The organism is Actinomadura sp. NPDC048955, assembly GCF_040649435.1.
Lineage (GTDB): Bacteria > Actinomycetota > Actinomycetes > Streptosporangiales > Streptosporangiaceae > Spirillospora > Spirillospora luteofluorescens.
Genome location: NZ_JBEZJI010000001.1, coordinates 130,163 through 142,634, shown reverse-complemented (window position 1 = coordinate 142,634; position 12,472 = coordinate 130,163). Strand labels below are relative to the sequence as shown.

Annotated in this window: 9 protein-coding genes; 4 read left to right on the top strand and 5 right to left on the bottom strand. The window is 75.4% G+C overall.

Annotated elements, in window-relative coordinates:
* Positions 1 to 104 precede the first annotated feature (104 nt).
* The 5 genes from cutA to AB0C84_RS00655 form a co-directional block, all read right to left on the bottom strand.
* Positions 105 to 2,519 carry an aerobic carbon-monoxide dehydrogenase large subunit gene (gene cutA / locus AB0C84_RS00675; RefSeq protein WP_361059703.1) on the bottom strand — a complete coding sequence of 805 codons (2,415 nt, stop codon included), beginning with the start codon at positions 2,517 to 2,519 and terminating at the stop codon, positions 105 to 107.
* On the bottom strand, positions 2,520 to 3,050 hold the full coding sequence (locus AB0C84_RS00670) for a (2Fe-2S)-binding protein (protein ID WP_361059701.1): 531 nt from the start codon (positions 3,048 to 3,050) through the stop codon (positions 2,520 to 2,522).
* A complete protein-coding gene (locus AB0C84_RS00665; RefSeq protein WP_361059698.1) occupies positions 3,050 to 3,913 on the bottom strand; it encodes an FAD binding domain-containing protein in 864 nt (287 codons plus the stop codon). The genes AB0C84_RS00670 and AB0C84_RS00665 overlap by 1 nt, the downstream gene beginning before the upstream one ends.
* 60 nt (positions 3,914 to 3,973) lie before the next feature.
* On the bottom strand, positions 3,974 to 5,452 hold the full coding sequence (locus tag AB0C84_RS00660; RefSeq protein ID WP_258938940.1) for a solute carrier family 23 protein: 1,479 nt from the start codon (positions 5,450 to 5,452) through the stop codon (positions 3,974 to 3,976).
* A gap of 213 nt (positions 5,453 to 5,665) precedes the next feature.
* Positions 5,666 to 7,432, bottom strand: coding sequence for a PucR family transcriptional regulator (locus AB0C84_RS00655; protein WP_179842836.1), 1,767 nt, complete (start codon positions 7,430 to 7,432; stop codon positions 5,666 to 5,668).
* Positions 7,433 to 7,644: 212 nt separating this feature from the next.
* On the opposite strand from AB0C84_RS00655, the gene AB0C84_RS00650 reads away from it, so the two are divergent.
* The 4 genes from AB0C84_RS00650 to AB0C84_RS00635 are packed head-to-tail and all read left to right on the top strand — an operon-like array spanning position 7,645 to position 12,425.
* Positions 7,645 to 8,565, top strand: a complete 921-nt coding sequence (locus AB0C84_RS00650) for a DUF2877 domain-containing protein (protein WP_312879035.1) — start codon at positions 7,645 to 7,647, stop codon at positions 8,563 to 8,565.
* Positions 8,562 to 10,031 (top strand): FdrA family protein, encoded by a 1,470-nt coding sequence (locus AB0C84_RS00645; protein ID WP_361059693.1) that lies wholly within the window; start codon positions 8,562 to 8,564, stop codon positions 10,029 to 10,031. The genes AB0C84_RS00650 and AB0C84_RS00645 overlap by 4 nt, the downstream gene beginning before the upstream one ends.
* Complete coding sequence (locus AB0C84_RS00640; RefSeq protein WP_361059690.1) at positions 10,028 to 11,455, top strand: DUF1116 domain-containing protein; 1,428 nt, start codon at positions 10,028 to 10,030, stop codon at positions 11,453 to 11,455. Before AB0C84_RS00645 ends, AB0C84_RS00640 begins: the two co-directional genes overlap by 4 nt.
* A 28-nt stretch (positions 11,456 to 11,483) precedes the next feature.
* Complete coding sequence (locus AB0C84_RS00635; protein ID WP_361059687.1) at positions 11,484 to 12,425, top strand: aldose 1-epimerase family protein; 942 nt, start codon at positions 11,484 to 11,486, stop codon at positions 12,423 to 12,425.
* Positions 12,426 to 12,472: the final 47 nt, after the last annotated feature.

Below are 12,472 nucleotides of genomic sequence, written 5' to 3'. Positions count from 1 at the left end.
GCGGGGCCGAGGTCCCCTGCTTTCCCGAGCCGGCCCCGCCAGCCATCGACCGGGGCCCGTACGGGGAACCGCCCCCGGAAGAAGGCGCGGAAACAGGCGCCGCCTCAGGTGACGTCGGCGGCCTCGCGGACGCGCAGCGACGGGTCGTCCGCGGCGCGCAGCCGGAGCGTGTACAGCTCGTCCGGTGACAGCGGCATCGCGTCCACCCGCAGGCCCTCCGCGTCCTCGACCGCCGACGCGATCACCGCCGACACCGGGATGACGCCGGCCTCCCCCGCCCCCTTGATGCCGAGCGGGTTCAGCGGCGACGGCGTCTCCAGGTGGTCGGTCTCGATGCGCGGGACCTCCGTCGCGTACGGCATCAGGAAGTCCATGAACGAGGCGTTGAGCAGCTGCCCCGACTCGTCGTACACCATCCGCTCGTACAGCGCGCCGCCGACGCCCTGCGCGACGCCGCCGTGGATCTGGCCCTCCACCACCATCGGGTTGATGAGCCGCCCGCAGTCGTGCACGACCGCGTACCGCAGGATCGCGACCTCGGCCGTGTCCAGGTCGACCTCCACGATCGCGGCGTGCGCGCCGGAGGCGAACGTCGAGCGCACCGGCGAGTAGTAGTCGCGGCCCTCCAGGCCGGGCTCGTCCCCGGACGCGACGGGCGGTTCGGTGACCGGGCGCCCCACCGCGAACTGCGTCGCCGCCGCGGCCTCCTCGTCGAACGCGTACCGCAGCGGGTTGGACAGCACCGCCACCGTCCGCAGCGGGACGGCCGCCGACCGGTCGCCGCGCACGTGCACGACCCCGTCGGTGATCTCCAGGTCCTCCGGGTCGGCCTCCAGGGCCTCCCCCGCGATGCGCAGCGCCTTGCCGCGGACCTTGCGGCACGCCAGCGCGATCGCGTTGCCGCTCATCACGGCCGCGCGGGACGCGAACGTGCCGACCGCGTACCCGAACCGCCGGGTGTCGCCCGTCGTGACGTGCACGTCCTCGATGGGGACGCCGAGCTCGGCGGCGGCGATCTGCGCGAACACCGTCTCATGGCCCTGGCCCTGCGAGGTGAGCCCGGTCGACACGTGCACCCGCCCCGCGGTGTCGATCTCGACGTGCCCGCCCTCGTAGGGGCCGACGCCCGTGCCCTCCACGTAGACGCCGAGGCCGACGCCGATGCGGCGGCCCCGGGACGCGGCGGCCGCGCGCTCGGCCTCGAAGCCGTCCCAGCCGATCAGCTCGCGGGCCTTGCGGAGCAGCTCCGGGTAGTTCCCCGAGTCGTAGATGAGCGGGCGGCCGTCCTGGAACGTCAGGCCCTGGTCGTAGGGGAACTCGTCAGGCTGGATGAAGTTGGCGGCGCGCACGTCGGCGCGGTCGCGGCCGAGGTGGCGGGCGATGCGGTCCATCGTCCGCTCCATGCAGAACACCCCCTGCGGGCGGCCCGCGCCCCGGTACGGGGTGACGATGAGGGTGTTGGTGTAGAGGCTGACGACCTCCGCCCGGTACGCGCCGATCCTGTAGGGGCCGAGGAGCTGGGTGGAGGTGACGATCGGAATGATGATCCCGTACGGGGTGTAGGCGCCGTGGTCGTGCAGGATCCGCACGTCCAGGCCGAGGACGCGGCCCTCGCCGTCGAAGCCGACCCGCACGTCCTGCAGCTGCCCGCGCTCGTGCGCGGCGGAGACGAAGTGCTCGCGGCGGTCCTCGGTCCACTTGATCTCGCGGTCCAGCAGCCGCGCAGCCCACGGCACGAGGACCTCCTCCGGCCACGGGTGGACGATCTTCACGCCGAAGCCGCCGCCGACGTCCGGCGCGATCACCTCGACCTTCCCGTTGGGCAGCCCGAGCCGCGCCGCGATCGCCGCCCGCACGCTGGTGGACGCCTGCGTCGAGGAGTACACGCGCAGCGACCTGTCGTCGGCGTCCCAGCGCGCGTAGACGCCGCGGCCCTCCAGAGGCATGGACGCGCTGCGCTCGATGGAGAGCCGGAACTCCAGCACGTGCGGCGCCGCGTCGATCGCGGCGGCGGCGTCTCCGTTCTCCTGGACCAGGACGGCGCCCACGTTGCCGGGGACGTCGTCGTGGACCAGGTGCTCGGCGCGCTCCGCCGTCCCGATGCCGACGACGGGCGGCAGCGGCTCGTACTCGACGCGGATGCGCTCGGCGGCGTCCTCGGCCAGGTAGCGGTCGCGGGCCACGACCATCGCGACGGGCTCGCCGACGTGCCGGACGACGTCGCGGGCGAGCGGGTACCCGGTGCGGCCGTGGGTCAGCGCGGGGTGCGGGATGAGGAGCGGCAGCAGGTCGCCGACCTTCCCGGGCAGGTCCTCCCACGTGTAGACGGCGACGAGGCCCTCGACGTCGAGCGCCTCCGACACGTCGATGTCGACGATCCGCGCGTGCGCGTGGGGGGAGCGCACGAACGCCGCCGCGAGCGCGTCGCGCCCGAGGTCGTCGAGGTAGCGGCCGCGCCCGGTGAGGAGCCTGCCGTCCTCGCGCCGCTCGACCGGTTCACCGAACACCCGCGTGCCCATTCACGACTCCCCGGCCGTCTCATCGCGGGGGGACGACCCCCCGCGCCCCCCGGACCCGCTCAGCAGGTCGGCGGCACGGTGCACCGACTTGACGATGTTCTGGTAGCCGGTGCAGCGGCACAGGTTCCCCGAGATCCCCTCCAGGACCTGGTCCTCCGTCGGGCGCGGCGTCTCCCGCAGCAGCGCCGTGACGGTGCACAGGAAGCCCGGCGTGCAGAACCCGCACTGCAGACCGTGGCACTCGCGGAACGCGCGCTGCACCGGCGACGGCGTCCCGTCCGGCTCGGCGAGCCCCTCGACGGTGGTGACCTCGTGGCCCGCGGCGGTGACGGCGAGCATGAGGCACGACCGCACCGGCTCCCCGTCGAGCAGGACGGTGCAGCAGCCGCAGACGCCGTGCTCGCAGCCGACGTGCGTGCCGGTGAGCCCGAGGTCGTGCCGGAGCAGGTCCGACAGCAGCCGCCGCGCCGGGACGCGGGCCGCGCGGTGCGTCCCGTTGACGGTCAGGGCGACCTCGAAGCTCTCGGCCATCAGTCCTCCGCCCGCCGCAGCGCCTCGGCCGCGGCCGCGTTCAGGGCGCGCTCGGCGAGCACGCCGGTGAGGTGGCGCCGGTAGGCGGCGCCCGCGTGGATGTCGGGCTCGGGGTCGATCCGCTCCCGGACGTGCGCGGCCGCCGCCGCCCAGTCGCCCCGGGGCCCCGCGGCGCCGGTCAGGTCGAGGACGAGCGGCACCGGCGCGATGCCGAGGAAGCCCGCCCGCACGGAGGCTACCCGCAGGTCCTCGTCGAGGCCGACGACGGCGGCGACGCCGCTGAGCGCGTAGTCGCCGTGCCGTCGCGCCGTCTCGGCGAACGCGGAGCCGGTGCGGGGCGGCGCGGCCGGGAAGAACGCCGAGACGGCCAGCTCGCCGGGCTCCAGCGCCGACTCCAGCGGCCCGCGGAAGAACGCCTCGGCCGCGATGGTGCGCCGGCCCCGCACGGACGCCGCCTCGACCGTCCCGCCGAGGACGGCCAGCACCGCGGGCATCTCGGCGGCGGGGTCGGCGTGCGCGAGGCTGCCGACGACCGTCCCCCGGTTGCGGATCACCGGGTGCGCGACGTGCCGGAGCGCCCGGCCGAGCAGCGGCTGCACGGCCGCCGCCTCCGCCGAGCGCTCCACCCGCGCGTGCCGGGCGAGCGCGCCGATCCGCACGCCCTGGTCGCCGACGTGCAGCGCGTCCAGCTCCGCGACGCGGTTGACGTCGACGAGGGCCGGCGGCGCGGCCAGCCGCATGTTCAGCAGCGGGATGAGGCTCTGCCCACCCGCGAGGACCTTCCCGCCCGGCGTGGCGGCCAGCGCGTCCAGGGCCTCGCCGAGCGTGCGCGGCGCGTGGTAGCCGAACGGAGGTGGTTTCACCGCGCCGCCCTGTCAGCTCGCATCACTGTCAGCTCGCATCACTGTCGGCTCACGTCCCGGTCAGCTCGCATCGCTCCTCGGTGTACCCGTTTCGGGCGGCTCGTGTCCGGAGTGCCTGACGGGGCCGCCGATCTCCTCCTCCGCCGGGGCGATGACGCCGCCGCCGGTGTCCTCCGGCCGGCGCAGCACGTTCAGGACGTGGTACCCGAGCAGGACGGCGATGGTACCGAGCGCGATGCCCTGGAGCGGGAAGTCGTCGGTGATCTGGAGTGTCACGTTCCCGATCGCCAGGATGATCGCGGCCGCCACCGGGACGAGGTTGACCGGGTCGGCGAAGTCGACCCGGTTCTCGATCCAGATCTTGGCGCCGAGCAGCCCGATCATCCCGTAGAGGACGACGGTGATGCCGCCGAGGACGCCGCCCGGCGTCGCGGCGACGAGGGCCCCGAACTTCGGGCACAGCCCGAACAGGATCGCCACGACCGCGGCGACGAGGTAGGCGGCCGTCGAGTAGATCCGCGTCGCGGCCATGACGCCGATGTTCTCGGCGTAGGTGGTGGTGGGCGAGCCGCCCACGGCGGTGGCGAGGGCGGTGCCGACGCCGTCGGCGGCGATGGCCCGGCCGAGGACCGGGTCCAGGTCGTCGCGCGTCATCGCGGCGACGGCCTTGACGTGCCCGGTGTTCTCCGCGATCAGCGCGATGACGGCGGGCAGCGTCAGCAGGATCGCCGAGGTCTTGAAGTCCGGGGCGTGCAGGTCGGGGAAGCCGAACCAGTCGGCGGCCCTGACTCCGGAGAAGTTCACCCGCTCGTGCGGGAACGCGGTGGCGACGCAGTAGGGGCCCTCGGCCGCGCACGGCTTGCCCGCCCCGTCCAGCAGGTTCTGGCCCGGCAGCACGGAGGTGATCTTGCCCGCGGTGGCGTCGAGGAGCCACGACAGGACGAAGCCGAACACCAGCGCCAGCAGGATCGTGATCCGCGCCCAGAACCCCCGCAGCAGCACCGCGCAGAGCACCGCGAACGCCAGCGTCGCCAGCGCCACCCACTGGTCCTGCGGCCAGTACACGGTGGCGACGACCGGGGCCAGGTTGAAGCCGATCAGCATGACCACGGCGCCGGTCACCACCGGGGGGAACACCCTGTGGATGACGTCGCCGCCCACGACGTGGATGAGCACGCCGACCGCCGCGAGCACCAGGCCCGCGACGAAGATCGCCCCGGTGACGGTGGCGCTGTCACCGCCCGCCGCGCGGATCGCCGCGACCGCGCCGACGAACGAGGCGCTCGTGCCGAGGTAGCTCGGCACCCGGCCGCCCACGATGAGCAGGAACAGGATCGTCGCGATCCCCGACATCATGATCGCCAGGTTGGGGTCCAGGCCCATCACGATCGGGAACACGAACGTCGCCCCGAACATCGCCACCACGTGCTGGGCGCCGATGCCCGCGGTCCGCGGCCACGACAGCCGCTCGTCCGGCCGCACGACCTCCCCGGGCGGCGGCGTCCTGCCGTCCCCGTGCAGCTTCCAGCCGATCACCATCGGGGGTCCTCCTGCTCAGCCGGCCGCGTTCCCGCGGGCCATTCATGCGGGCAAGGTAGATCTACCCTGCCCGGCGGACATCGGCGACTTCTGCCAAACCCCGCGTCCAGGATTGGGAGGACCGGCCGGTGCGCCGACGGGCCGATCTGGGACGACGGCCCTCCGGGCGCTCCGGTGCGGCGTCCCGGGGCCACCGGGACGCCGGCGCTACCCTCAGATACCCCGCATGCGCAGCACGTGAAGGGCGAGGGTGAGGTTGAGCCGCAGATGAGCGTCCTCGGTGAACGCTCCGAGCATCCTTTCCAGCTTCCCGATGCGGTACCGCAGCGTGTTGTAGTGGAAGTGCAGCCGGCGCGCCGTCTCGGCGACGTTGAGGTTCGTCTCCAGCAGCACCTGGAGGGTGCGGCGCAGGTCCACCAGCTCCGGCTCGTCGTCGGCGGCGAGGTCGCCCAGCGTCTCGCGGACGAACGCGTGCAGCTCCTCGGGGTCGGAGACGAGGCTCAGCAGCCGGTACACGCCGAGCTGGTCGAAGTGCGCCCGCGCGCCCGCGCCGTTGAGCTGGCGGCCGACCCGCACGGCCTTCACCGCCTGCTCGTAGGCCTCGGGCAGCGCGGCCGGCGAGGTCACCGTCCGGCTGATGCCGGTGGAGAACGTCCGCCGCACCGGCAGGTGCTCGGCGAAGATCGACGAGGCCTCCTTGACCATCGCCTGGACCGGGCCCGCCGTCCACTCGGCGGGGTCGTCGCCCTCGGCGCCGACGATCGCCACGACCTCGTGGGCGAAGCTCGCGACGGCCGCGCCCCGGTCGTGCCGCCGGACGGCCGTCGTCCACGCGGCGGCGAGCCGCTCCTGCGCGGCCCGCTCCTCGGCGCCTCGGACACCCCGCGGGCCGCCGTCGGGCTCCGCCGCCGCCTTGCCGCGGGCCTTGCCCTCGGCGTCCTGGGCGACGGCTCCGCGCGGGCGCCCGTCCAGCTCGGCGACGACCACCATCATCGGGCGGTCCAGGTCCCAGCCGAACCCGCCGCAGTGCGCGACGATCCGGTCGTCGCCGCCCGCGCGCCCCGCGAGGATGTCGCGCAGGAAGTCGGCGCGGTACTTGCTCTCCACGGCCGCGACGGCCTGCTGCTTGGTCACCACGAGCGCGGCGACGGTCGCGGCGCGCTCCAGGATGCCGAGGTCGGTGCCGCGCAGGGTGCCGGCGGGGCTGAACGCGACGATCCGGCCGTGGTCGAAGCCGCCCGCCATCACCGGCACGACCAGGTGGTCGCCGGTGCCGTGCGCGCCGATGATGCCGCAGCCGCCGCGGCCGCACGCCGCGTGCCGGCCCGCGTCGAAGGCCCGCATCGCCTGGACGTGCTCGTCGGGGCCGGCGCCCGCGAGCGCCCGCTGCTCGCCGTCCAGCACCACGACCGCCACGTCCAGCAGCGTCGCGACCTCGTCCACGACCTCCTGGAGGCCGCCGCCGCACAGCACGATCTGCACGAGCGCCCGGTGCACCTCCTCGGTGCGGGCGAGGACGGCCGCCTGCCGGTTCAGGATGTCGGTCAGCACCTGGTTCAGGATGTCGTCGAAACCGACGTCGTTCGGGAGCAGGATCAGGGGGAAGCCGCGCCGGTCCGCCTGCGCGATCATCTCGGCGGGCAGCGAGTCCAGGTAGCGGCCGAGCTTGATGGCGAGGGCGGCCAGGCCGCGCTCGTCCAGGTCCGACACCAGGTTGTCGAGGGACTGGGGGGTGTTGCGGAGGGGGTAGCCGGTGGTCAGCAGCAGTTCGTTCGGTTTGACCCACGACAGGATGTCGGGGACCTCCATCACGTTCAGCCGCTGGACGACGCGTTCGAGTCCGGCTCGTCCGGCGATGAGGCGGGCGCCGTTCAGGGTGCTGACGCCGAGGACCTCGCCGACCGAAAGGCCGTAGGTCAGTGTTCCGGTACTCGCGAGCCGGAGGGCCGGTGGGCCCGGGTCCGCAGTGGTGTAACTCATGCCAGGGGTCACCTCGCCTTTTGGTGCGTACATCGCCCGTGACGGCGTGATCGCTACCGATTCCTGATCAACACTGACAACAAAGACGAACGATGACAACCATCCTTGGCAGAATTCTCCATACGCCCGGTGCCGGGCCCGTTCTACCGTCATGCCGGAGGCCGGGCCGCCCGCACGCCGTGCGGCCGCCGACACCGGCCTCGGGAGGATCCGTGACCGCTCTCGTCCGCGACCCGATCCGGCTCCCGGCCCGTCCCACCGGACGGCCCCCCGCCGCAGGCGCCGCGAGCCTCGCGCTGCGGCCGCTGCTCGACCCGCCGCGCCGCCCGGCCCGCGTCATCGCGGTGTTCCCGGCCGCGCTGTACCTGGAGATGCGGGGCGGCCCCGAGCCGCGCGTGCTCGCCGTCGTCACCTCCGACGCGGGACGCCTTCCGAACGCGGTGGTGGTCGTCGCCAGCCGCCGCGAGCACCCGTTCCGGTCCGTCCGCGAGGGCGCGGACGCGTTCGTCGGCGACGGCCGGATCGAGGCGGAGGGCCTCACCGTGCGCGTGCGCCGCTGGTGGGACCCCTCGCCCGCGCTCGGCGGGCTGCGCCCGGACGCGCTCGCCCTGGGCGTGCGCGCCCTGGAGGCCGAGCTGACCGCCGCGGGCGCGCTCACCGCCGCCGGGCCGTCGGGCGGCGGCCTCGCCGGGCATCCCGACCCGGACGCGCTGGCCGCCGCGTGCGCCGCCGGCGACCTCGCGGGCGCGGTGGAGGCGGCCGAGCGGATCGTGGGCCTCGGCCCTGGGCTGACCCCGACCGGAGACGACATCCTGTGCGGCCTGCTGGTCGCGCTGCGGCTGGTCGGCGGCGCCGTCCGGCACGGCGGGGCGGTGCGGCTGGCCGACTGGCTCGGCGCGGCCGTCACCGCCGACGCGGGCACCCGCACGACCGCGCTGGCCGCGACGCTGCTGCACTGCGCGGCGGCGGGCCACGCGGGCGCCGAGGTGGCCGCCGTCCTGCGCGGCGTCGCGGGCCACGAACCGCCGCAGGCCGCCGTCCGCCGCCTGCTCGCGGTGGGCCACACCTCGGGCACGGACCTGGCGCACGGCGTCCTCGCCGGGTGCCGCGCCGCCCTCGGAGGGCGCGTATGAGGGACTGGGTCGAGGTGCGGCGGGGGGGCTACCACGATTCGGTCACGCTGATGCGGGTGAGCCGGCAGCTGTCGGAGCGGCCGGACGTCGCCGGGGCCATGGTCGCGATGGGCACCGAGCTGAACCGCGAGATGTTCGGCCGCATGGGCTTCGCCGTGCCGGACGACGCCGGGCCCGACGACCTGGTCGTGGCGATCCGGGTCGAGGACGAGGGGCCGGACGGAACCGGGCTGGACGAGGCCAGGGGGGCGCTGGACGGGCTGCTGCGCGGGGCGTCCCGCGCGTCCGCGCGGGCGGGGGTGCTGGGGGAGCCGGCGCCGGCCAGGACGACCGGGGCCGCGGCGGCCCGCGGCGACGCGACCGTGGCGCTGCTGTCGGTGCCGGGGCCGCACGTCTTCCCCGAGGCGATGGACGCGCTGGACGCCGGCCTCAACGTGATGATCTTCAGTGACAACGTGCCGGTCGCGCAGGAGATCACGCTGAAGGAGGTGGCGGCGCGGCGCGGGCTGATCGTGATGGGCCCGGACTGCGGGACGGCCGTGGTCGGCGGCGCGGGCCTGGGGTTCGCGAACGCGGTGCGGCCCGGCCCGGTGGGCGTCGTCGCGGCGTCCGGGACGGGCGCGCAGCAGCTGATGTGCCTGCTGGACGCCGCGGGCACCGGCGTCAGCCACGTGCTCGGCGTCGGCGGCCGGGACCTGTCGCCCGAGGTGAGCGGGCGGTCGGCGCTGGCGGCGCTGGCCGCGCTGGACGCCGACCCGGCCACCGAACTGATCGTGCTGGTGTCCAAGCCGCCCGCGCCGCAGGTGCTGGACCTGATCCGGGAGGCGGCGCGGCGCCTGGACACGCCCGTGGTGTTCGCGCTGCCGCTGCCCGGCGAGGACGACCTGACGCGGGCCGCGGAGAAGGCGCTGAGGGCGCTCGGCCGGCCCGTCCCGGCATGGCCGCGCTGGACCTCGCCGGGCGGCGCCGCGCCGGTGCCCGGCCGGGCGCTGCGCGGCCTGTTCGCGGGCGGGACGCTGCGCGACGAGGCCGAGATGATCGCGCGGGACGCGCTCGGCTGGGAGCTGGAGGCGCGCGGGCACCGGTTCACCGACTTCGGCGACGACGCCTACACACGGGGCCGCGCGCACCCGATGATCGACCCGACGCTGCGCCTGGAGGCCCTGCGCGCCGAGGCCGCCGACGACGGCTGCGGCGTCCTGCTCCTGGACGTGGTGCTCGGGTACGGCGCCGAGCCCGATCCGGCCGCCGCGCTCGCCCCGGCCGTCGCCGCGGCGCTGCGGGACCGCCCCGGCCTCCGCGTCGTGGTGTCGCTGTGCGGGACGGCGGCCGACCCGCAGGACCGCGACCGGCAGGCCGTCGCGCTGTGCGAGGCGGGCGCCGACGTGTTCGCCTCCAACGCGCAGGCGACCCGGCACGCCCTCACGCTGGTGGACGGGTCGATCGTCGAAGGGACGCCCCGATGAGCGACCACCGCGACCCGAACCGTGCGCACCGGCTGGGCGGGCTGCTCTCCCGCGAGCCGAGCGTCGTCGCGACCGGCGTGGAGGTGCTCGCGAGCGCCCTCGCCGACCAGGCCGTCCCGGTGGAGGCCGTCGACTGGCGGCCGCCGCCCGCCGGGACGCGGGACGCGCTGGCGGCCGTCCTCGGCGCCCCCGGCCACGCCGAGGCCAACGCGCGGGCCGTCCAGCGGATGGTGACGGCGCGCCCGCACCTGGTGGACGTGCGCCCCGCGCGCGAGGTGCTCGGCCTGGAGCCGGGGACGTTCCTGCACGCGGGCCCGCCGCTGGAGTGGGACCGCGCGTCCGGCCCGATGCGCGGCGCCCTCATCGGCGCGATGCTCCTCGAAGGGCTCGCCGAGACGCCGCGCGGTGCCGAGCGCGAACTGGAGCGCGGCGCGGCGGTGTTCGAGCCGTGCCACCACCACGCCGCGGTCGGCCCGATGGCGGGCGTCGTCGCCCCGTCCATGTGGATGCTCGTGGTCGAGGACGCCGAGCACGGCGGGACCTCCTACTGCTCGCTCAACGAGGGCCTCGGGAAGGTCCTGCGGTACGGGGCGTACGGGCCGGAGGTGATCGAGCGGCTGGCGTGGATGGGCGAGGTGCTCGGCCCGGCGCTGCGGGAGGCCGTGCGGCGGCACGGGCCGGTCGACCTGATGGCGCTCATCGCGCAGGCCCTGCAGATGGGCGACGAGCTGCACAACCGCAACCGGGCGGCGACGTCGCTGCTGCTGCGCGAGCTGGCCCCCGCGCTCGCGGCGGCCGAGGAGGTGCCGAGGGCGCGGGCCGCCGAGGCGCTCAAGTTCGCGGCGGGCAACGACCACTTCTTCCTGAACGCGGGGATGGCGGCGGCGAAGGCGTGCGCGGACGCCGCGCGCGGCGTGCCGGGGTCCAGCCTCGTCGTGGCGATGGCCCGCAACGGCACCGACTTCGGCATCCAGGTGTCCGGGACGGGCGACCGCTGGTTCACCGGCCCCGCCGGCGTTCCCGACGGCCTCTACCTCGGCGGCTACGGCCCGGACGACGCCAACCCCGACATCGGCGACTCGGCGATCACCGAGACGGCCGGGATGGGCGGGTTCGCGCTCGCCGCCGCGCCCGCGATCGTCCGGTTCGTCGGCGGCGAGGTCCCGGACGCCGTCGCGGCGACGCAGCGGATGTACGAGATCACCCTCGCGGAGCACCCGGTGCTGCAGATCCCGCTGCTGTCGTTCCGCGGGACCCCGGTGGGCGTGGACGCCGCCCGCGTCGTCCGCACCGGGATCCTGCCCGTCATCGACACCGGCATCGCCGGGCGGGAGGCCGGCACGGGCCAGGTCGGCGCGGGTCTGGTGGAGCCGCCCGCGAACGTGTTCACCGACGCCCTGCACGCTCTCGCGGAGATCGCGTAGCCGTCGCGGCGGGGGTAACGTCGCCCGCATGAGCGAGTCGATCAGCGGCGGGCGCGCGGGGGCCGGGGAAGGCGCCCTGACGGGCGAGCAGTACGCCCTGAGCGCGGGGCCCTACCAGGCCGTCGTCACCGAGTCGGGCGCGAGCCTGCGCGAGCTGACCCGCGAGGGGCGCCCGCTGGTGCTGACGCACGGCGCCGACGAGCCGGCCCCCGCCGCGTTCGGGCACCTGCTGGTCCCGTGGCCGAACCGCGTCGACCGCGGACGCTACGAGTACGGCGGCGAGGAGCACCGGCTCGACGTGTCCGAGCCCGACCGCGACTGCGCGATCCACGGCCTCGTCCGCTGGGCGCCGTGGAGGGCCGCCGAGCACGAGCCCGACCGGGTGCGGCTCACGCACCGGCTGCTCGGCACGGCCGGGTACCCGTTCCGCCTCGACCTGGAGGCCGAGTACGCCCTCGACGCCGACGAGGGGCTGCGCGTGCGGATGACCGCGCGCAACGCCGGGACGAGGACCGCCCCCTACGGCCACGGCGCGCACCCCTACCTGACGGTCGGCGAACCCATCGACGGCTGCACCGTCACGCTGGGCGCCGACCGGTACCTCCCGGTGGACGACCGGTTGATCCCGTCCGGGCCGTCCGTGGACGTCACCGGCACCCGGTACGACCTGCGCACCGGGCCCGTGTTCGGCGACCGGCGGATCGACAACGCGTTCGCCGAGCTCAGCCGCGACGGCCGCGGCCGCACCTGGGTGACGCTGTCCGGCGGCGGCCGCACGGTCCGGCTCTGGGCCGACGAGGCGCACCCGTGGATGGAGATCTACACCGCCGACAACGCCCCGCGGCCCCGCTCGGGCCTCGGCGTCGAGCCCATGACGTGCCCGCCCAACGCGTTCGTGACCGGGGAGGGCGTCGTGGACCTCGAACCGGGCGCCGTGTTCACCGGAACCTGGGGGATCCAGGCGTCCTGATCACGCGGGACGGTTCCCTAGCCGGTGGCGGTTGGGGGATCATTGCG

What these genes read in the sequence shown, in the direction of transcription:
- AB0C84_RS00655 (WP_179842836.1), bottom strand. Translation starts at nt 7,432, where the DNA reads ATGAGTTACACCACTGCGGACCCGGGCCCACCGGCCCTCCGGCTCGCG.
- AB0C84_RS00670 (WP_361059701.1), bottom strand. Translation starts at nt 3,050, where the DNA reads ATGGCCGAGAGCTTCGAGGTCGCCCTGACCGTCAACGGGACGCACCGC.
- cutA (WP_361059703.1), bottom strand. Translation starts at nt 2,519, where the DNA reads ATGGGCACGCGGGTGTTCGGTGAACCGGTCGAGCGGCGCGAGGACGGC.
- AB0C84_RS00660 (WP_258938940.1), bottom strand. Translation starts at nt 5,452, where the DNA reads ATGGTGATCGGCTGGAAGCTGCACGGGGACGGCAGGACGCCGCCGCCC.
- AB0C84_RS00635 (WP_361059687.1), top strand. Translation starts at nt 11,484, where the DNA reads ATGAGCGAGTCGATCAGCGGCGGGCGCGCGGGGGCCGGGGAAGGCGCC.
- AB0C84_RS00645 (WP_361059693.1), top strand. Translation starts at nt 8,562, where the DNA reads ATGAGGGACTGGGTCGAGGTGCGGCGGGGGGGCTACCACGATTCGGTC.
- AB0C84_RS00640 (WP_361059690.1), top strand. Translation starts at nt 10,028, where the DNA reads ATGAGCGACCACCGCGACCCGAACCGTGCGCACCGGCTGGGCGGGCTG.